The 20,165-nt window shown below is 60.9% G+C and carries 20 protein-coding genes; 9 read left to right on the top strand and 11 right to left on the bottom strand.

Going from position 1 to position 20,165, the window contains the following annotated elements; all coding sequences use genetic code 11:
- Window positions 1-77 precede the first annotated feature (77 nt).
- Together ACWNC0_RS03815 and ACWNC0_RS03810 are read right to left on the bottom strand one after the other, a co-directional pair.
- Window positions 78-581, bottom strand: coding sequence for a lipocalin-like domain-containing protein (locus ACWNC0_RS03815; protein WP_449469722.1), 504 nt, complete (start codon window positions 579-581; stop codon window positions 78-80).
- 102 nt (window positions 582-683) lie between these two features.
- Complete coding sequence (locus tag ACWNC0_RS03810) at window positions 684-3,245, bottom strand: TonB-dependent receptor (RefSeq protein ID WP_449469720.1); 2,562 nt, start codon at window positions 3,243-3,245, stop codon at window positions 684-686.
- A gap of 523 nt (window positions 3,246-3,768) precedes the next feature.
- On the opposite strand from ACWNC0_RS03810, the gene ACWNC0_RS03805 reads away from it, so the two are divergent.
- On the top strand, window positions 3,769-4,770 hold the full coding sequence (locus tag ACWNC0_RS03805) for a cyclase family protein (protein WP_449469719.1): 1,002 nt from the start codon (window positions 3,769-3,771) through the stop codon (window positions 4,768-4,770).
- 18 nt (window positions 4,771-4,788) lie between these two features.
- Here the strand turns inward: ACWNC0_RS03805 and ACWNC0_RS03800 are convergent, their stop codons facing one another.
- On the bottom strand, window positions 4,789-5,457 hold the full coding sequence (locus tag ACWNC0_RS03800) for a TetR/AcrR family transcriptional regulator (RefSeq protein WP_449469718.1): 669 nt from the start codon (window positions 5,455-5,457) through the stop codon (window positions 4,789-4,791).
- Window positions 5,458-5,642: 185 nt separating this feature from the next.
- On the bottom strand, window positions 5,643-6,101 hold the full coding sequence (locus ACWNC0_RS03795; protein WP_449469716.1) for a nuclear transport factor 2 family protein: 459 nt from the start codon (window positions 6,099-6,101) through the stop codon (window positions 5,643-5,645).
- A 143-nt stretch (window positions 6,102-6,244) separates the two neighbouring features.
- Here ACWNC0_RS03795 and ACWNC0_RS03790 point away from each other — a divergent pair, with 143 nt between their 5' ends.
- Genes ACWNC0_RS03790 through ACWNC0_RS03780 form a run of 3 tightly spaced genes read left to right on the top strand, consistent with a single transcriptional unit; the run spans window position 6,245 to window position 9,151 of the window.
- Window positions 6,245-6,991, top strand: a complete 747-nt coding sequence (locus tag ACWNC0_RS03790; protein WP_449469715.1) for an SDR family NAD(P)-dependent oxidoreductase — start codon at window positions 6,245-6,247, stop codon at window positions 6,989-6,991.
- A gap of 40 nt (window positions 6,992-7,031) precedes the next feature.
- Window positions 7,032-8,207 (top strand): sulfotransferase family protein, encoded by a 1,176-nt coding sequence (locus ACWNC0_RS03785; protein WP_449469713.1) that lies wholly within the window; start codon window positions 7,032-7,034, stop codon window positions 8,205-8,207.
- 2 nt (window positions 8,208-8,209) lie between these two features.
- Window positions 8,210-9,151, top strand: a complete 942-nt coding sequence (locus ACWNC0_RS03780; RefSeq protein ID WP_449469711.1) for a haloalkane dehalogenase — start codon at window positions 8,210-8,212, stop codon at window positions 9,149-9,151.
- A 98-nt stretch (window positions 9,152-9,249) separates the two neighbouring features.
- Here the strand turns inward: ACWNC0_RS03780 and ACWNC0_RS03775 are convergent, their stop codons facing one another.
- Window positions 9,250-10,122 (bottom strand): helix-turn-helix domain-containing protein, encoded by an 873-nt coding sequence (locus tag ACWNC0_RS03775; protein WP_449469710.1) that lies wholly within the window; start codon window positions 10,120-10,122, stop codon window positions 9,250-9,252.
- A 117-nt stretch (window positions 10,123-10,239) separates the two neighbouring features.
- On the opposite strand from ACWNC0_RS03775, the gene ACWNC0_RS03770 reads away from it, so the two are divergent.
- From ACWNC0_RS03770 to hsh3, 3 genes are read left to right on the top strand one after another with little or no spacing between them, the layout of a single operon-like run.
- Entirely contained in the window at window positions 10,240-11,004 is a 765-nt protein-coding gene (locus tag ACWNC0_RS03770; RefSeq protein ID WP_449469708.1) for an SDR family oxidoreductase, read from the top strand.
- Between the two features lie 57 nt (window positions 11,005-11,061).
- The gene (locus tag ACWNC0_RS03765; protein WP_449469706.1) at window positions 11,062-11,823 is read left to right on the top strand and encodes an SDR family NAD(P)-dependent oxidoreductase; all 762 of its coding nucleotides are present in this window, start codon (window positions 11,062-11,064) and stop codon (window positions 11,821-11,823) included.
- A gap of 26 nt (window positions 11,824-11,849) precedes the next feature.
- A complete protein-coding gene (gene hsh3, locus ACWNC0_RS03760; RefSeq protein WP_449469704.1) occupies window positions 11,850-12,569 on the top strand; it encodes a 7-beta-hydroxysteroid dehydratase Hsh3 in 720 nt (239 codons plus the stop codon).
- An 18-nt stretch (window positions 12,570-12,587) separates the two neighbouring features.
- Here hsh3 and maiA read toward each other — a convergent pair whose 3' ends face one another.
- The 5 genes from maiA to phhA are packed head-to-tail and all read right to left on the bottom strand — an operon-like array spanning window position 12,588 to window position 17,721.
- A complete protein-coding gene (gene maiA, locus ACWNC0_RS03755) occupies window positions 12,588-13,232 on the bottom strand; it encodes a maleylacetoacetate isomerase (RefSeq protein ID WP_449469703.1) in 645 nt (214 codons plus the stop codon).
- Complete coding sequence (fahA, locus tag ACWNC0_RS03750) at window positions 13,229-14,527, bottom strand: fumarylacetoacetase (RefSeq protein WP_449469702.1); 1,299 nt, start codon at window positions 14,525-14,527, stop codon at window positions 13,229-13,231. Before fahA ends, maiA begins: the two co-directional genes overlap by 4 nt.
- A complete protein-coding gene (gene hmgA, locus ACWNC0_RS03745) occupies window positions 14,527-15,828 on the bottom strand; it encodes a homogentisate 1,2-dioxygenase (RefSeq protein WP_449469700.1) in 1,302 nt (433 codons plus the stop codon). Before hmgA ends, fahA begins: the two co-directional genes overlap by 1 nt.
- Window positions 15,829-15,835: 7 nt before the next feature.
- On the bottom strand, window positions 15,836-16,867 hold the full coding sequence (hppD, locus tag ACWNC0_RS03740; protein ID WP_449469699.1) for a 4-hydroxyphenylpyruvate dioxygenase: 1,032 nt from the start codon (window positions 16,865-16,867) through the stop codon (window positions 15,836-15,838).
- Window positions 16,868-16,872: 5 nt separating this feature from the next.
- Window positions 16,873-17,721, bottom strand: coding sequence for a phenylalanine 4-monooxygenase (gene phhA / locus ACWNC0_RS03735; RefSeq protein ID WP_449469698.1), 849 nt, complete (start codon window positions 17,719-17,721; stop codon window positions 16,873-16,875).
- 109 nt (window positions 17,722-17,830) lie between these two features.
- Here phhA and ACWNC0_RS03730 point away from each other — a divergent pair, with 109 nt between their 5' ends.
- Window positions 17,831-18,301 (top strand): Lrp/AsnC family transcriptional regulator, encoded by a 471-nt coding sequence (locus ACWNC0_RS03730; RefSeq protein ID WP_449469697.1) that lies wholly within the window; start codon window positions 17,831-17,833, stop codon window positions 18,299-18,301.
- A gap of 120 nt (window positions 18,302-18,421) precedes the next feature.
- Complete coding sequence (locus ACWNC0_RS03725) at window positions 18,422-19,084, top strand: TetR/AcrR family transcriptional regulator (protein ID WP_449469695.1); 663 nt, start codon at window positions 18,422-18,424, stop codon at window positions 19,082-19,084.
- 187 nt (window positions 19,085-19,271) lie between these two features.
- Here ACWNC0_RS03725 and ACWNC0_RS03720 read toward each other — a convergent pair whose 3' ends face one another.
- A complete protein-coding gene (locus ACWNC0_RS03720; RefSeq protein WP_449469690.1) occupies window positions 19,272-20,081 on the bottom strand; it encodes an SDR family NAD(P)-dependent oxidoreductase in 810 nt (269 codons plus the stop codon).
- Window positions 20,082-20,165: the final 84 nt, after the last annotated feature.

Genomic DNA, 20,165 nt, shown 5'->3' with positions numbered 1-20,165 from the left:
CCGAGGCAGCGGGACCCCGGGTCAAGCCCGGGGTGACGGAAAAGGAGCCTTAATGACGATGCTTCCGTGTAAGAAGATCACACACCGCCCATCGCCCGAGCCACGTCCGTAATCACACGCCGCCATTCGATCCGCACCAGATCATCGCCAATCGCAGCCTCCAGGAACAGCCTGTCGCCCTCAAACGCATAATGGCGCGGCTGCTCTGATCCGATCCAGTCCGGATACCAGGCGCCATCGACATGGTGCGTGACGATCCCCGCTTCCGCATCGATCGAAAAGCGCCCGAAATAGCCGCTATAGCCGCGCATCGACGCCCCCAGCGCCGCGTCGCTCACCTGATAGACGCTGGGCTCACCGAACCTCTGCCGGTTCGCCTGCATCAGGTGACAACTCATATGTCCGTCGGCGCTGTACATGATCTGGCCGACGGCATCGGTGCCGAACGGATGATCCCGCGTGCCATCGGCATGAAAAGTCGTCCACAGAACCAGCTGCCACCCGCCAACAAAGGCGGCAAAGGCCTCTTGCGCATTCATGTCCGGGCGGGTGAGCCGCTCGGGCAATCCGTTCACAGCCATTTCTCACCCTCTCCCCGGTTAATTCTGCCGATGCCGAATGATGCCTCCCGCGCCCGACATGTCCACAAAGAAAAAGGGCCGGGTTTCCCCGGCCCTCCCTGATCATTCTCCGCCGAAGCGATATTTCAAGCGCAGCCCGTACATGCGGGGTTCGCCATAAAGGCTCGTTTGATACAACAACCCACCCTGCTGATACACATTGCTGTTGCTGATCCGGTAGAGCTTGTTGGTCGCATTGGTGACGAACAGGCCGACATCGAACCCGCTGCCCGCAACGCCGTTCCAGTCGAGCGACATGTTGAGCAGACCGAACGGTTCCAGATAGGCGCCCGGCTGTAGCGCGGGCACGTTGCCGGGATCGGTATACTGACGCGAGCTGTGCGAATAGTTCGCGAAGAAGTTCAACTCACCCATGTCGTCGCCCATCGGCACCGTAGCATTGGCATGAATGCTCCAGATATAAGGCGACACATATTGGAAGGGCAGGCAACTCAGGTCCACCGTGCCGCCCGGCGCCACGACGCCGTTACAGCCGAAACCGCCGGTGGGCGTGGTGAACTCGTAATTTTTGTACTTCGCGTCGGTGTGGCTGAAGTTGCCGCCGATCTCCAGACCCTTGAACGGCTGCATCGAAGCTTCGACTTCGACGCCCTTGATCCGCGCATCGGCATTACGGACAACCGCGCCGCCAGCAGCCGACGCCGGATTATAGTCCGCGCCCGCCCGCTGAATGTCCTTATAGTCCAGCAAATAGGCGCTGGTGTTGAGGCGGAACGGAACATCGGCAATGCGGAAGTCGGCTTTAAAGCCAGCTTCATAGGATGTGACCGTTTCCGGCTGGAAGGTGCGGGTAGTGGTGAACACGGCCTGTTGGTTGAAGCCGCCTGCCTTGTACCCACGGCTCACCTTGCCGAACAGCAGCACGTCGCGCATCACCTTGTAATCAAGGCCGATCAGCCAGGTCGAAGCCTTGCTGTTCAGGTCCGCGGTGTAGGTGCAATCCGCAAGCGCAGTACCGATTGGCACGATGGCGCTGGTCGATCCGCACTTCGCGGTCGTGCCCCCAATCTGCGGCAAGAAGGAAGTGGAGAAACCACGGATCTTGTCCCAGGTGTGGCGATAGCCGCCGGTCAGGCGCAGGCTCTCCAGAGCAGGTGACACTGCCCCAAAATCAAACGTTGCCTGAGCGTACAGCGCCTTGGACGTCTGGGTCGTGCCGTAGGTGCTGTAGTTCGCAGGGCACACGGCAATGCCCGGAGTGCCGACATTTGTCCCGGTGAACGCCGCCGGGCAATAAACGATCGCAGCGCCAACCTGCTTGCCGCTCGGCCGCTGGTCATAATAAAAGCCGCCGACTGTGTAGGTCAGATGCTTGTCCAGCGCGGAACCCTGTAGCTGAAGTTCTTCCGTGAACTGCTTCAGGTCGTCGCGCGGGAAGCCCGGATCGGATGCGTTGAAATAGGTGAGCGGCGTGTTGTCGCCGGGCAAAACCACTTGGCCCGGTGCAGGCAGGCGATTGGGATCGACGTCGTGCTGCTGCAGGATCGTGCCGTCGCTGTCATAGGCATAATCCAGCTTCAACTTCTGGAAGCTGACGATATTGCGCAACGTCAGTTCGTCACTCAACTCGATGTCGGTCGTGTTTGAAACGCCCCAGGTCTTGGTGCGCGAAAAGATATCAATGCCCAGCGCGGTCTGACGCGGCCCCAGTGCGTTCGCCTGTGCCGACGCGGCGCGGTAGACATCGCACGATGCAATAGCGCCAGGAATGGTCGCGCCTTCATAGCAAAGGTTAAGCGCAGACAGACCGGCGATATTGAAGCCCTTGTGGATAAAGCCCGCGCCGTTGTTCTTGGAGTTCGAGCCATAGATCATCGTGTAGTTTTCGATGGTCTCGGTGGGCTTGAAGGTGATGCCGATGCGACCGGAATACCAATGTTCGTTGTCGCGATCCTTGTTCCACACGACATCGCGCGTAAAGCCGTCGCGATCATGGAACGCACCCACGACGCGGACCAGCAGCTTGTCCTCGATCACCGGGACATTGACCGCGCCTTCGACGTAACGGCGGTCATAATTGCCAATCTCGCCCTTGATCCAGCCGCCGAACTCGCTCGTCGGCTTCTTGGGCACCAACAGCACCGCGCCGCCGGTCGTGTTACGGCCGAACAGCGTGCCCTGCGGGCCGGACAGGACCTGCAAATTCTCCAAATCCACGAAATTGCCGGGTCCACCCTGTTGGCTGAGCGTGATGCCAGCGGGCAGCGGCACTTCGTTCATATAAACGACGACGCCCGGCGATGCCTGGAACGTCGCGCCCTGACCGCGAATGGTGAAGGACTGCGACTCGCGCGACCCTTGCCCGTTGGGGCCAACGACCAGCGACGGAACGCTCGCCTGAAGGTCCTGCTCCTTGGCAATGCCCTGCTGCTCCAGCCGGTCGGCGGACAGCGCGGTGATCGCGATCGGAACGTCCTGATTGCGTTCCTCGCGGCGGTTAGCGGTCACGACGATGTCGGTCAGGCCGATATTCTCGTCCGCGCCTTGCGGCTGTGCTTCGGTCTGGGCCAGGGCCGCCGGAGCAAACATTGTAACGGCAACGCCAGCCATCATGCTGGTGGCAAGCAGCGGCAACCGCCGCCGCGCGCGGATAACAGACGACATTCACACTCTCCTATGCATATGATGCAGGGCTGGCGGCGTTCTCACCGCAACCCCGATCCTCTCCACTGTGTTTTTTTGGTTAAGCTGATCAGCGCCACAGAGCCGAAACAGCCCCGCCTCCGCCGACATGGCGATGGTTCAGGCTGGCGCGTCGATGTTCGAAATGAATGGTGCCGCGGCGTCTTCGTATGCGTTCATCTTACGATGTCATGCAGGCCGCACTCTAACTCCCCCTTTTTAAGGCCCGTGCCCCACCCCCGTTCACCGGGTGTTGTGTAAGCACTCACTTTCACAGGCCTATTAACAGGACATGTTGTGAAATCAATATCTCAACCGCTGTCAATTCTGCATTTCATTCATTATTTTGAACACAACATCCCAATCTTCCGTCCACAGAAAAGCAGATCAAACTGCCTCTCATGTGGTAATTTCCCTACGCCAGGACAGGCCGTTAACGCGCGAAGGCTTGCGTCGGGTAATCGGACAGCTTTACCCTGACCGGATAGCATAAAGGAGAGTGAACATGCCGCGCTGGGTGCACCGGCCCGAAGGGTCGAATTGGGGCGATTTCGGTGAGGATGATCAGATCGGCCGGATGAACCTGATCACGCCCGAACGCCGCCGCGCCGCCATGGCGGAAGTCGTCGAAGGCATAGCCTTCACGCTCAGCCTGCCGCTCAACGTGCCCACCATTCCCCTCGCGCCTTTCCGCCGCCCTCCGCTGCTCAGCGCAGCCTGCGATGAGGAGGGCGAAATGTACAACCGCCTCGACCCCAATGGCGAAGAATCCACCTGCGATGACCGGGTCCTGCTCTACACCCAGCATTCCACGCAGTGGGACGCGCTGTCACATCGCGGTCGCGCCTTCGATGCGGACGGCGACGGCGTGGCGGAGCTGGTCTATTATAACGGCTTCCGCGCTGGCGATCATATCAGCGGCCCCGGCGGCCCGGCTGGCGAGACCTGCGCCCGCGCGCTCGGCATAGAGACATTGGCGATGGCGGGCGTGCAGGGTCGCGGCGTCATGGTGAACCTGAAAGCCGCCTATGGCACAGAGTACCGGCCCATCTCCCGCGACGATCTGCTGCGCGCGATGGACGCACAGGGCGTGGAGGTGCGTACAGGCGACTTCCTGCTCCTCTACACCGGCGTCGACCGGATGGTTCTCGACCGGGAAGCGAGCGGCAAGGATAGGCCGCTGGCCATGGCAGGGTGCGCGCTGGACGGCCGTGACGAAAGCCTGCTCCAATGGATCGTCGATAGCGGCATCACCGCCATCTGCTCCGACAATATTGCGATCGAGGCGCTCGACCTCATCCTTTCGCCTGAACCACCCCCCATCCGCCTGCCCATCCACGACCTCTGCCTGTTCCGGCAGGGCATTTTTCTGGGCGAGCTTTGGTATCTGGAGCAACTGGCCGCATGGCTGCATGAACGAAATCGCCATGCTTTCCTGCTCACCGCGCCGCCGCTCCGCCTGCCGGGCAGTGTTGGTTCACCCGTGACGCCGATTGCGACCGTATGAGGGCTAACCGGAACCGCGTCAGTTCTTCTTTGCGGCGCTATCCTCGTTCAACATCGCGCCTGCGCCGTTCAGGAACAGGCTTGTCACGGTTTCGGCATTGGCCTTGATCTGTGCCGGGGTCATGGCCTTTGTATTATAGATCACGCGATACTGCCACCGCCGCAGCAGCAGGGCGACATACAAATCGGCCAGCGTTTCAGCACACGGCTTGCTGAAACCATGCTCCCTTAAAATCTGCTGCAACGGATCAAGCTGGAACCGCTCGAACTGACGGCGCGACACGTCCTCCAGTTGAGGAAAGCTGATGCTTTCGCGATAGATGATGCGGGCCAGCCTGACCTGCCGGTCATGGTTTATCCGGGTGCTTACATGCAGCGCGTAGCGCATCAGCTGCTCACGCAGCGTGCCCTTGCAATCGCCCGGGAAGTGATGACGGATGGCCGACATTTCCAGACAGGCTTCGAACAACGCGACCTTGTCGGTATAGCGATTATAGACCGTCCGAGTGGATACCCCCGCGCGCTCGGCGATCGAGCGCACCGAGGCACCATGGAAACCATGGTTCGAAAATTCCTCCAGCGCCGCTTCCAGCATTGCCTCTTGTTTCAGCTCAGCCTCGCGCGCATTGGGCCTGCCTACCCGCCGCGTTGCCCCCTCAACCCTTTTTTCCGCCTCGCTGCTGATCATCGACTGGCCTCGTCCCCCCTTGGCCTGGCACCATGAACCCGCACGAACGCCGTGCAGCTCTAACGCTCGGCTATAGGATATATTGACCGGTCCAGATAGTGGCGGAACGCGCAAGAATGCTTCCGACAGCGGATCCCGGGTGGGGACCCGATCAGGGCACAAGTTGGAGGCCGCTTAGCGCGCCTTCATGCCACGACCGTTGGCACGGGCGGCATGTCCGGCACATTATGGGCGTAACCCATTTCCTCATATCGTTCCGCGATCCTCCACCCCTTGTCGGTGCGGATCAGCTTGTCACGATACCAGAGGCCGATGAAGAACACCTGCTCCGCGCCATCTTCGCCCTTATAGACCATGGGATTGAAAAGAACGGTCCGGCTGCGCGCCGTGTCCCCGTCCAGTTCCAGCTTGGTCGTTGCCACCATATGCTGGAATAGCGGGAATCGCTCCATGGCCACGGGCAACCATGCCTTGATCTGAGCGACACTGCCCTTCGCGCCGCCGGTTTCGCTGTAATCAATCACTGCGTCGGGCGTGAAGACGTCGTCCAGCCCATCCCAGTTCCGCTCATCAATGGCATAGCTATAGCGCGACAGAAGATCCTGAATCTCCAGCCGATCCGATATTTCCTGAAGCGAAAGCATCAGACATCCTCCTTCTGATTTTATAAACGGAAACAGGCCCGTCGGGTTCGCGCTTGTCAAGTTTTTCCGTGTATGAGCCTTGAATTGCGTAGCAAACTGACGCAAGCATCAACCAACAAAATGACAGGTTAAGGAGAGGTAGCATGCGTCTGGAAGGCAAGACGGCGATCGTGACCGGCGCGGCTTCGGGAATCGGTCTGTCGGTGGCAAAGCGGCTGGCGGCCGACGGCGCCAAGGTGATCATCGGCGATCGCAACGCGCAGGGTGTAGAGGAGACGGCACAGGCCATCGGTTCGGCGGCTACCGCCCTCGCGCTCGACGTCGCGGATGAAGCATCCTGCCAGGCCATAGTTGATCGCGCGGTCGCGCTTCATGGCGGGCTCGACATCCTCTGCAACATCGCTGGCGTGCTGGATTTCGGCCGCTTCGAAGATGTTGATCGCACCCGGTGGGACCGCGTCATCTCGGTCAACCTGACCGGCGTCTATCAGATGTGCCGCGCCGCTATGCCTCACCTGGTTCAGCGCCGCGGCAATATCGTCAACATGGCGTCCGCTGCTGGCCTCGTCGGCGTGCCTTATAATTCGGCCTACACTGCGTCCAAGCATGGCGTGGTCGGGCTGACCCGCGCGCTGGCGCTGGAATTTTCGAAGGAAGGCGTGCGCGTAAATGCCGTATGTCCGGGCGGCGTGGACACGCCGATGCTGCATCAGACCCCGCCGGACAATATCGACTGGCAGATGGTCATGCGTTCGGCTTCCTGGCTCGACAGCGGCGCAATGGCGACCACCGATGACATCGCCGACACCGTCGCCTTTCTGGCATCACCAGAGGCCCGGCGCATCACCGGCGTTGCCTTCCCCGTCGACGGCGGCCAGACCGCAGGCTGATCCTATCCAACCCCAAGCTTTTTGAAGAAGAGTGACGACCATGGCGACCCAGCCCGACCAGATCCCGACCCAGCCCCTCGAACGGGAGGCGCTGCTGCAACAGGCGCGTGAAAGGGCAGGACTCGCCGATTTCGGGGACGAATGGTTCTTCGAACCGATGGATCACTTCATCGAAGCATCGAACCGCGAAGGACGCCTGACCCCGGCCGGGCGCGCTTCGACAACGGAAGTGATCGTTAAGGGCTTGGTCAGCCGCCTGCGCATGGTCGAGGACATCAAGCGCCACCCTGAAATCCTTGACGAACAGGTAGATGTCGCGGGCATCATCCTGGGCCTGCCGCGCACCGGTAGCACCATCTTCCAGCGCCTGCTCGCCAGCGCGCCGGGCATGACGGGCCTGCGCTGGTACGAGGCGCAGAATTTCGCCCCCTTCCCCGGCGAAGAACGCGGCAATCCGGTGGACCGCCGCGCCTATGCGCAGGCGATGATCGACGGCTGGCTCCAGCTTTCACCCGAACTGGCGTCCATCCATCCGCTCGAACCCGACGCGCCGGACGAAGAAATCCTGGTCCTTGGCCAGATGTTCGTCAGCACGATGATCGAGGGCATGAATTATGTGCCCAGCTTCACCCGCTGGCTTAACACTTACGACCAGTCCAAGGGACATGAGGACCTCAAGACAGTCCTCAAATATCTCCAGTGGCAGGACCCTTCGCGCAAGGGCCGCAAGTGGATATTGAAGAGCCCCTCCAACCTCCCCTATGCGGAGGTCGCGGCAAAGGCTTTCCCGGACGCGCTGCTCATCATGACGCATCGCGACCCGCTGCAAACCGTCCCCTCATACGTCTCCATGCAGGCCGCGCTCTACAAGCTCAGCGCCACCCTCACCGACGCGGAAGTCGGTGCCTTCTGGTTCCCGCGCCTTGTCGAATGGATGCGCATGTTCGAAACGGCGCGTGAACGGATCGGCGAGGACCGCTTCATCGACATCGACTATCGCGAAGTCGGCAAGGAACCGATGGCGCAGGCCGAACGCGTCCTTTCCCGCATGGGCATCCCCGTCGATGCGCAGTTGGAAGAAGTGCTGGCCGAATTTCTTGCGGGCAACAAGCGCGAGCAGCGCCCGATGCACGATTATTCGCTCGAACGCTTCGGCCTGGATGAAGAAGCGATCAAGCGCGAATTCGCCACCTATCGCGAACGCTACATTTCCTGACGATGGAAGTCCGGCCTGGCATATTGCGCACACCCGAAGCCTGCTTCGATGCGCTGCCGGGCTATGACTTCGAGCCCCATTATGTGGAGGTGGCGGATGCCCGCCTGGGGCCGCTCCGCATGCATTATGTGGACGAAGGGGATGCAAAGGCCCCCATCGTCCTCATGCTGCACGGCAATCCGACCTGGAGCTATCTCTACCGCCACATGATCGGCCCGGTCGCGGCGGCCGGTTACCGGGTCATCGCGCCCGACATGATCGGCTTCGGCAAATCCGACAAGCCCGCCTTTCGCGCCGATTACAGCTTCGACCGCTTCGTCCAATGGATGCGCGCCTTTATCGAAACACTCGACCTGCGCGGCGTCACCCTCGTCTGTCAGGATTGGGGCGGCCCCATCGGCCTGCGCGTCCTGTCCGAATGTCCCGAGCGCTTCAGCGCTGTCCTCGCCACCAACACGCTCCTCCAAAATTGCGACCCGCCGCCACTAGGCGTACCCAATTGGCCCAGCGAGCAGATCGCCGCCTGGGTCGAAACCTGCCGCACCAGCGAAGATCTGCCGCTCGACCTGCTGGTCGGTCGTGCCTGCGTCACCAATGTTTCGGCAGAAGTCCTTGCCGCCTATGCCGCCCCCTTCCCCGACGCCGCCTACAAAAAGGGCATGCTGCAAATCACCTGCGGCATCCCGATCGCCGAAGGCGCGGAAGGACTGGAGGCCAACCGCGCTGCCTGGCGCTTCCTCGAAAGCTGGGACAAGCCTTTCCTCACCGCCTTCAGCGATCAGGACCCCGCCACCATCGCCTGGGAAGCGGTCTTCCAACGCCGCATCCCCGGCGCACAAGGCCAGCCGCACACACGCATCCCCAATGGCGGCCATTTCGTGCAGGAGGATCAAGGTGCAGCACTGGCGCAGGTGCTGATCGAATTTCTAAAGGCCAATCACTAAGTCCGTTCGCTTCGAGCGCAATCGAGAAGCGAGAGCACACCGTGTCTCGACTTCGCTCGACACGAACGGCAATTGAGTGCGAACTCCAGTTACCACCCCTAATGAAACCCCTGCCGGAACGCGCGCGGCGTCAGCCCCGTAGCCCGCCGAAACGCGGCACTAAAAGCACTCGCCGTCGCAAAGCCCAACGCTTCCGCGATCCGGTTCATCGGCAGCAATCCCCCCCGGATCATGTCCTGCGCCCGCTCCATCCGGATCGCGGCGGCATGGTCGGACAGCGCCATGCCCGTCGTCGCCGCGAAGGATCGCGACAGGTGCGACCGGCTGATCCCGCACAGGCTGGCAAGCGCCTGCGTCGTCGGCCATTCCCCATCGCTTGACCGCAGTGCTTCCTCGATCCGGGCAAGCTGCCAGGGCGCAAGGCCACCCTGCGCCGCATCAGCCTGCCGCGCCCGCCGGAACAGCCGCGCCAGTTCCACCATCGCCAGCTGCACCAGCGCCTCAACCGCCATCTCCGCGCCAAAGCCCGGCGTCACCGTTTCCTGCTTCAGCCGCTCCGCCAGCGCCATCAGCACAGGTGAGTTGATCGCCGCGCACCGGCTCAACCGCCGCGAATCCCAGTCCGACAATCCCGTTACAGCGGCAAAGCGCACCGGGTCGAACCGGCAGGTCAATATGTCCAGCGTGCCCCCATCGCCCCGCGAATGCATCGCGATGCCACCGGGCCGCAACATCAGGCGGCCAACCTTGTGCCGCCTCCGGTCACCCATATCGAACATGATCTCGCCCTGCGTACCTTCGGCACGCGGCATGACAATCGACAGGATCGGCGCTTCGTCCAGTTCCCACATCTCATTGGGCCGGGGCAGCTCATAACGGCGAAGTTCGACACGCGCGGCACTGCTGACGGCGACGGCCAACACCGTCCATGGTCCGCTATGGCCGCTCGGCATGGCTTTGGCATCGGTCAAAAGCTGCTGCGTCATAACCACAACGATAATCTCATGCGACCGAGAGAACAAGCACTGGCTATGCGCAGAAAAAACTGCCATCTACAACGCAACAAAGCAAAAGATGGAGAGTGTTTCATGAGCAGAACCATAGTCGTAACCGGCGCTGCATCGGGAATCGGCGCCGCCACCCGCGACAGGCTGGAACGTGGCGGCCATCGCGTCATTGGCGTCGATCTGCGCAATTCCGACATCGATGCCGATCTGGGCACCGTCGAAGGCCGAACCGCCATGGTCGATCAGGTGACGCGCCTTGCGCCCGATGGCATCGATGCCGTGCTTGCAGGCGCCGGCATCTCACGTCAGGATATGGACCGCGAAACCATCGCCATCAATTATTTCGGCGCGGTCGCAACGCTGGAAGGACTACGACCCCTGCTGGCGAAATCCGCCCGGCCCCGCGCCGTCGCCATCTGCTCCACCGCCGCCATGTTGCCGTCGAACAGCAAGGTGGTCGAACTTTGCCTCGCGGATAAGGAACAGGCCGCGCTTGACGCCATGGCCGCCGACGGGGGCAACGCCTATGCCACGTCGAAAAACGCCTTGTCCCACTGGATGCGCCGTGCAGCGGTAAGACCTGAATGGGGCGGTGCAGGCATCCTGCTGAACGGCATCGGGCCGGGCGTCGTGAAAACGCCGATGACGACACCGCTTCTCGACCAACCCGACATGGTCAAGCTGATCAACCAGAGCAATCCGATCGCGATCAAGGATTATGCGGGACCCGAAGATATCGCCGAACTGCTCGATTTCCTGCTCAACATGGAAAATAACTATCTTCTCGGCCAATTGATCTTCATCGACGGCGGCAGCGACGCGATATTGCGGCCTCAGCAAGTCTGACGCCAAAGGGGCGGCGGCCCATGATAAACAGAAACTAGGCCAAGGAAAGGAAGAGCGATGTCGGCTCTGCAAGGCAAGGTTGCCCTCATAACCGGGGCGGGACAGGGCATCGGGCAGGGCATCGCCCTCGCCCTCGCCAGTGAAGGCGTCGACCTGCTCCTCGCCGGACGGACGTTTGAGAAGGTGCAGGAAACCGCGCAGCTTGCGCAGGAACGCGGCGTCCGCGCCATCGCCGCCGCCTGTAACGTCAAGGACGCGGACGATCTCGCCGCCGCCGTGGACAGGGCAGTCACCGATCTGGGCGGCGTCGACATCCTGATCAACAATGCGCAGGAAGTGCCGCTCGGCCTGCTGGATGAAGTGACGGACGAGGCTTTCCTCGCCGGATTTGAATCCGGCCCGCTCGCCTCCTTCCGCCTGATGAAGCTCGTTCGTCCCCACATGGCGGCGCGCGGCGGCGGCACCATTTTCAACTTCGCCTCGTCCGCTGGCATCCGCTGGGACATGACCGGCTATGGCTGTTACGGCGCGGTGAAGCAGGCGACCCGCGTCCTGACGCGCGCGGGTGCGGCGGAATGGGGGCGCCAGAATATCCGCGTCCTCACCATCGCTCCGCATGCTGAATCGCCGGGCCTCAAATGGTGGATCGAAAATAATCCCGAAGAGGCCAAGGCCTTCTTCCGCACTATCCCGCTCGACCGCATCGGTCGGCTGGAGGAAGATATCGGCCGCGCCATCGTCGCCCTGTGCGGATCGGACCTGTCCTATCTGACTGGCGCCACCATTCCGCTAGACGGCGGACAGGCCAATTTCGACTGACCTGAAAGATTGATGGAGAGATCTGAATGGAAAAGCTGATCTATGCTCTTTGGGCGCCGGAGGGCGTAAGCCGCGCCGATTATGCGGAACAATTGAAGGCCACACTTCCCGCCGCACTCAAGGAAGCGGGCGCCAGTGCGATCCGCCTCAATGTCCGCGATACGACCGTGGAGCCCGCCGCGCCGCTCCTCCAGACATGGCAACAGCCGCAGCAGGACGCGCTTGTGCAATTCTGGCTGCCCACCGCCAATGCCCATTTCCGCGGCCCTATCGATAGCATAATGGCCGAACATAGCGGCCGGTTCGCGGCATGGCTGGTTGCGGAATCCACCATCATCCCCAACCGGGATCATGTGCCGCAGGCAGGCGCGCGCACCTGGGGCTGGTCGCAGGCCAGCTTCATCTCCTTCCGTTCCGACATGAGCTGGGACGATGCCGTCGCGCACTGGCACAGTCACCACACCCGCGTCGCCATCGATACGCAGGCGAATTTCGAATATGTCCAGAATATCATCGTCCGCCCGCTAACGTCTGACGCGCCCGATTATGATGCCTTTGTCGAGGAATGCTTCTCGCCGGAAGCAATGACCGTTTCCCCCGCCTTCTTCGATGCGGTGGGCGATGAGGAAAAATTCGCCCGCAATACAAAGGATATGGCGGAAAGCTGCGCAGGATTCATCGACTTCTCGCGCATCGACATCATCCCGACGAGCCAGTTCGACTTCGCGCATCTGGACGGCAACTAAGGTCTCGAGACAGTTAGGCTAACCCGCATCCGGCTGCCGATCCGGATGCGCCGCCTGAACAGCAGGCAGCGCCAGGGCAGCCTCTCCCGCCGCCACCAATCGGGGATAGGGCGACAAATCGACCCCGAACCGCCCGGCATTATAAAGCTGCGGCACAAGATAGCAGTCGGCCAATGTCGGTCCGCTCCCATAAGCGAAGCCCGCCCCATGCCGCGCGACCAACTGCTCAAGCGGCGCAAAACCCTCCGCGATCCAATGCCTCACCCACTCCTTCACTTGATCCTTGGATGCGTGAAACTGGCTCTGCAATCGGTTGAGGACACGCAGATTGTTGAGAGGATGGATGTCGCAACCAATCAACGCCGCCATCGCACGCACAACCGCAACTTCATCCGCATCGTTGGGCAGCAAAGGCGGCTCGGGCCACTTGCCGTCGATCCATTCGAGGATGGCGGGACTTTCTATGAGGGTCGTACCCTCCGCCTCCAAAGCGGGCACCAGGCCATGAGGCGCGATAGCGAGGTAATCGGCGTCCCGCTGCTCCCCCGCGCGCAGGTCATGACTGACCTGAACATAGTCGACGCCTTTGAGGTTCAGCGCGATGCGCACGCGATAGGCGGCGGACGACCGCCAATATCCGTGCAGGGTGACAGGCGCGGTCATGCGGGCATCACCACGGCCCGGCATTCGCCAAAGCCGATCGCAACGAAACCCGGCGCGTTAGCCGTCGCGCGCAGGAAAATCTCGTCGCCGTCCTCGACAAAGGAACGTTTCTCTCCATCAGGCAATATCAGCGGCTCTCGCCCACCTTCGGTCAGTTCCAACATGCTGCCATACCCTTCCCGTGTCGGCGCGGAGATCGTGCCCGTGCCCAACAGGTCCCCCGGATTGAGGTTGCACCCATTGGACGCATGATGCGTCACGATCTGGTTGACCGTCCAATACATGTTGCTGGCTGGCCCGGTGCTGAGGCGAAATGGCGGCTGCCCCTTCTCCCGCATGTGCTGCGTCTGGATAAATACTTCCAGCGTCACGGCCAGCGACCCATGCCGCTGGTCCGCGTCCGAAGAAAGATAGGGCAGCGGCAGCGGATCACCCTCCGGCCGAGCAGGTTGAGCGATGCGGAAGGGCGCCATGGCTTCGGCCGTCACCACCCAGGGTGAGATAGTCGACTGGAAATTCTTTGCCAGAAACGGTCCAAGCGGCTGATATTCCCACGCCTGAAAATCCCGCGCAGACCAGTCGTTCAAAAGGCAGAATCCAGCGACATGATCCCCCGCCTCATCGATCGGGATCGGGCTGCCCAGATCATTGCCCGTCCCGATCCAGACACCCAGCTCCAGCTCATAATCAAGCCGCGCGGTCGGGCCAAAAACAGGCTCCCGCGCATCTGGCGGCTTGCGCTGTCCACACGGCCGCCGCACCGGCACGCCGGACGGACGTATGGACGACGCACGGCCATGATAGCCGATGGGCACATATTTATAGTTGGGGAGCAGCGGATTATCGGGCCGAAACTGTCGTCCGACATTGTTCGCATGATGAATGCCCACATAGAAATCGGTGTAATCGCCAATGCGCGCGGGCAACTGCATCTTAACTTCGCCTGATGGATAGAGCATCGCCTCCACCGCCGCACGGTTCGTAACGTCGGAGAGCAATGCGCTGATCCGCCACCGCAGAGCTCGCCTCTGTTCCGGCGCAAGCGCGAGCATCCGGTTCAACACCGAGTCCGCGCAGACCTCCTCCCAATTCCCGCCAAGCAGCCCCGCTTCCGCGCAAGCTCGCAGGTCGAGGATCATGTCGCCAATCGCCACTCCGATCCGCGCATTCTCCTCACGCGGCGCGAAGATGCCCAAAGGCAGATTCTGGATCGGAAAGTCCCGATGCCTCTGCGCGCTTTCAACCCAACTGGTCAGCGCGGGATCATGGGTCTCATCGCATTCCCACCAGTTCATCAGCGCTCCTCCTCCGGCGGCGAAGGAAGCTGCGCCTTGGCAAAGCTCTTCCAGCAGCCATCATAATCGCGCTGAAGCAGCGGCGTCTCCATCGCCCATCTAGTAGGCGCATAGGGCAACCGGCTTTCGAACATAAATGCCATCATCGCGTCTGTCTTCACCGGGGCAAGTTCAGCCGAAACCGCCCTGCCATGGCTTTCGACATCCGGCCCATGCGCGGACATGCAATTATGGAGCGAGGCGCCGCCGGGCATGAAGCCTGACGCCTTGGCATCATATTCCCCTTCGATCAGGCCCATAAATTCGCTCATGACATTGCGATGAAACCAGGGCGGCCGAAATGTATCCTCCGCCACCATCCATCGCGGCGGAAAGATCAAGAAATCGACATTCGCCGTGCCGGGCGTATCGCTGGGCGACGTCAGAACCGTGAAGATCGATGGATCGGGATGGTCATAGCTCACCGTTCCCATCGTGTTGAATCGGCGCAGGTCATAGCGGAACGGTGCAAGATTGCCGTGCCATGCGACCACATCGAACGGACTATGGTCCGCCCTGCTCGTCCAGAGCGACCCCATATATTTCTGCACAATCTCAAACGGCCGCTCGACATCTTCATAGGCCGCCACCGGCGCTTCAAAGTCCCGCGCATTGGCAAGCCCGTTCGACCCGATCGGCCCAAGTTCGGGCAAGCGAAACGGTGTCCCGTGATTTTCGCAGACATATCCCCGCGCTGCCCCGTCGAGCAGCTCGACACGAAAACGCACGCCCCTTGGTATCAGGATCATGTCCAACGGCGCAGCCGTCAGGACACCCATTTCGGTAACAATCCGCAACGCCCCTTGCTGCGGCAGGATCAGCATTTCGCCATCAGCGGAGAAGAAGGCCCGGTCGATCATGGACCGATTGGCGGCGAACATATGAACGGCGCAACCCAATCCCTGCGTCACGTCGCCATTCATCGCATAAGTAACCAGCCCGTCGATGAAGTCGGTCGGCGCTTCCGGCATGCCCAACGGGTCCCACCGCAATCTGTTCGGCGAAAGGAGGCCGTCAGGGAGCGGCCCGGACCGCAAAAGCCGCGCACCGTCATATGGCTGATACGGACCATGCTCCGCCGATGGCCGCATCCGGTAAAGCCAGCTCCGCTGGTTCTGGTGCCGGGGCGCGGTAAAGGCCGTGCCCGAAAGCTGTTCGGCATAGAGGCCATAAGGCGCATGTTGAGGCGAATTGCGCCCAATCGGCAGCGCCCCCGCCACCGCTTCCGTCGAATGGACATTGCCGAAACCGCAAAGCGTCATGTCAGCCTCACTCGTCAACAGTGATTACGCCGCGCCGTATCTGGTCCAACTCAATACTTTCGAACAATGCCTGAAAATTGCCGTTACCGAAACCTTCATTGCCTTTCCGCTGGATGATTTCGAAAAAGATCGGCCCAAACATATTCTCCGTGAAGATCTGGAGCAATATGCCCTCTCGCTCCACGTCACCGTCAATGAGTATCCGGTTCTTCCGCAACCGCTCCAGATCCTCGCCATGTCCGGGCACGCGATTATCGACCAGCTCATAATAGGTATCGACAGTATCCTGCAGCCGAACGCCCCGCGCACGCAGCTTTTCCACCGTCGCGTAGATGTCATCCGTGGTAAGTGCCAAATGCTGGATACCCTCGCCATGATATTGGCGGATGAATTCCTCAATCTGGCTCTTGTCGTCCTGGCTTTCATTCAGCGGAATACGGATCGCCCGATCCGGGGCGATCATCGCCTGACTTAACAGCCCGGTAGCCTGTCCCTTGATATCGAAGAATTTCTGTTCCTCGAAGTTGAAGAGCGTGCGGTAGAACTGACTCCACACCCGCATATGCCCGCGCCGGACATTGTGCGTCAGGTGATCGAGCATATCGAGACCCACATTGTTCGCGGCCTCCGCCCACCTCCATCCGGGGAACTCCGCCCAATTCTCATAAAGGTCTTCGCCGTCCCTGACGAAGTAGAGATACGATCCCCCAATGCCCTGAATGACCGTATCATCCTCCTCGGTCGGCTGCGCGCCATGTTCAAGCGCCCACGCCATCGCCGCTTCGGGATCGGCCACGCGAAAGGCCATGGCGCTGGCCGACGGGCCATGCTCGCCGCGAAACGCCGCGACCCGCCCCGCATCGTCCCGGTTCAGCATCAGGTTGATGCGACCCTGCTTATACCGCGTGATGTTCTTGGAAGGATGACGATGCGTCGGGACAAAGCCCAACTGCTCGAACTGCGCCGCCATTGCATCGGGGTCTGGCGATGTAAATTCGACAAATTCAAACCCGTTGAGGCCCAATGGATTGTCAGCCATTTGCATCACCCTCTTTTCCTTGATCTTGCATAATCCTGCGTTCCCCGGCTGAAGACATGGTCCTGAGGGATGATTTCGTCCGCCTCTATGGACTCCTCTTGCTTCAGCTCTTCATAAAGCGGGGCAAAGTCCATCTCGACTGTTTGGCGCAGCAGGTCATCGAAGCTGTCGATGACGAAATAGGACTGTTGATAATCATCGATCCGATATTTGGTGCGCATGAGCCGCTTCAGGTCGAAACCGATCCGGTTGGGCGATGGGTCATCCAGCGCAAACAGGGACTCGCCATGGGAAGAGACGATCCCCGCACCATAGATTTTCAGGTCAGGCCCCTCGCGCATCAGGCCGAACTCGACCGTGTACCAGTAAAGGCGCGCCAGCTTCTCGATCGCACCCAGACCATCCGCGCGCAGCCCACCCTCGCCATAGGCCTGCATGTAATCGGCGAAAACCGGATGGGCGAGCAACGGCACATGGCCGAACACGTCATGGAAAACGTCCGGCTCCTTCAGATAATCCAGCTGATCCGGCCTGCGAATGAAGCGTCCCGCCACAAACCGCCGGTTCGCCAGATGCTCGAAGAACGTCCTGTCCGGCACCAGTCCCGGCACCGCGACAACTTGCCAGCCTGTCCTCTTCATCAATCGTTCGGACAATTCCTCGAAATTGGGAATGCCCGGCTTCGCAATCCGCAGAATATCCAGGCCGTCCGTAAATTCCTTCACCGCCCGGCCCGGCAGCATGGCCGCTTGTCGGGCGAACAGCTCATCCCAAACGGCATGCTCCTGGGGCGTATAGCTTTCCCAGTCCTGCGGGATTGTCCAATCCTCCGCAGCGCCTTCGGGGCGTTCCATCGTTGAAGCGACCATCTGGAGGTTATGACACGCCCCCCATGTAAGGGGGTTCCAATTTCACGCGAAATGGGCGAGTTTGAGAAATACGATCGTCACATCAGGCCACACCATGAAAGATTTTCGTCAGATTGATGAGATTGACCGCAGGATCATCTCGATTCTCCAAAAGGATGCCACGGTCAGCCATGCCGAACTGGCCGAACAGGTCGGCGCCTCTACCGCTTCATGCTGGCGCCGGATAAAGGCGCTGGAAACGGTCGGCATCCTCATTGGCGCAGTCCGCCTTGTGAACCCGGAAAAGGTCGATCGCGGCGTCAATGTGCTCTGCAACATCCGGATGCGCAGCCATGCGCGCGACGCAAGGCAGGCGTTTGAGGATTTCGTGGATGGCCACCCGGAAATCGTGGAGTGCTTCTCCATGTCGGGCGAGTGGGACTATCTGCTCCGCATCGTGGTTGCCGACGTCGCGGACTATAATTTGTTCCTGATGCACACATTGCTGGGCCATCCGTCCGTCGCCAGCGCTGCGTCCCATTTTGCCCTGTCGATGACCAAATATACGACCGCCCTACCCGTGTGAGCAGCAGGTAGCGGCCTGCGATCGTCAGGAGCATAGCGTCCGCCTTCTGGGACAAGACGGGACGCTTTTCGTGGGCAGCCGGGTCTTGCGCTTGGCGGCCGATCAAGCCAAGCAAGGGTCATGCACCAGGGAAAAAGGCGAAGCGGCGCGGGTCGGCCGCGCGCGGCAGAGCTTGAAGAACGCGCGGAAGCCTTGCTCGAAGTGGCCGAACAGGCGTTGATAGAATTGGGCTATGAACGCGCCACCCTGACATTGATCGCCCAGCGCGCGAGCGTTTCCAAAAAGACCATCTATGCCAAATATGGCGGCAAGCCGGGATTGTTGCGGGCCGTGCTGGACCGGATTGCCGACCGGAACATGGCCGCCGATCTCCGCCTGCTCGATCGCGACAACCCGGTGGAGGGCCTTTACGAGTGGGCTCGCATGATCATGCGCAGCACCCGAACCAAGGCCGCGCATGCCGTCACCGCGATCAGCATGCGCGAAGGACTGCGTTTCCCGGAATTCCGCGATGCGATGGGGGAGGCACGGACCCTGCGCCAGCAGACCCCCCTTCGCTCCTATCTGGAACGCCTACGGGCGCGGGGGCTTATCCGGCCCGTCGACTGCGAAGAGGTCTCGTCGATGTTCCTGTGGATATTGTCGCAGGACATGGTCGACGCCGTTTCCGCGGGCACGGTCGAACCGCTGACCGACGAAGAAGCTGATGCAAAGGCGCGACGCGTGGCAGAATTGATCGCGCAGGGATTGATGCCCAAAGCGGACGAGGCCTGCACCCTTTAAGGATGTGTGGGGATTCAGTTCAGGGCGAGGCGAAAATGGTGAATTTCGAGAACCGGCGCGCAGCGTACTTCAGTACGTGAGCACCGGAAGCGCAGAAAGTCCCCATTTGCAGGCCGTCATGGGCTGAATCCCCACACAACCTAAAGCGCGATAAGGAACGGCCTTGGCCGCCCCTCGTCATAGCCGCTCAATATTGACGGCCAAGTCCACCGTCATGATAGATGGACGCCCCAGTCACAAAGCGGGACTCATCAGACGCCAGATAGACAAAGGCATGGGCCGTATCTTCCGGGAAGCTTTCGATGCCCAGCGGACACATGTTCACCAGCTCCTGAATACCTGCCTGCGCCAATTCGTAGAGGCCCAGCTGTACATATCCCTCATAGCCTTCCTTCAGCAGCGGCGTCGTCGTCTGCCCCGGATGCACCGAATTGACCCGGATGCGCTTGGGGCCAAATTCGATCGCGCCGCACATGGTCAACATGCGCTGCGCCGCCTTCGATACATGATAGCTGAGGTTATGGGCGTTGGGCATGTGGGATGCCATGGACACGGTATTGACGACCGAACCACCACCCGAAAAGCGGTTCACGGCATCGGCCAGAGCAGGGGCGCAATGCTTCATGCCCAAAAAGCCGCTGTCATGATTGACGGCCATGACCTTGCGCAGGTCCTCCAGCGACGTGGCTTCGATACCGCCATGGATGGAAATACCGGCATTGTTCACCAGAACGTCGATCGCGCCGAATTCCGACAGGACCATCGACACCAGCTTGGCCCAGTCCGCTTCCAGCGTCACGTCCTGCGCGACGAGCTTGAACCGGCCAGCGCCATGCTTGGCTTCCATCTCGCTGCTGACCGCGTCCTCTGTACGAAGATCGGTGGCGATCACCGCGCGCGCACCTTCCCGCAGGAATGCGTCACATACCGCCACGCCGATATTACCCTGGCGGCCTGCTCCCGTTACGATCGCGACCTTGCCTTCCAAACGCGCCATTATTCCTCATCCTTTCCCATATTTCGGGAAATGGGTATCGGTGAGTTCCATAACGAGTCAAGGCGAGAATATGGATTTCAAGCC

The organism is Sphingobium chungangianum (genome assembly GCF_977014255.1).
This window is presented reverse-complemented; position numbering and strand designations above follow the sequence as displayed.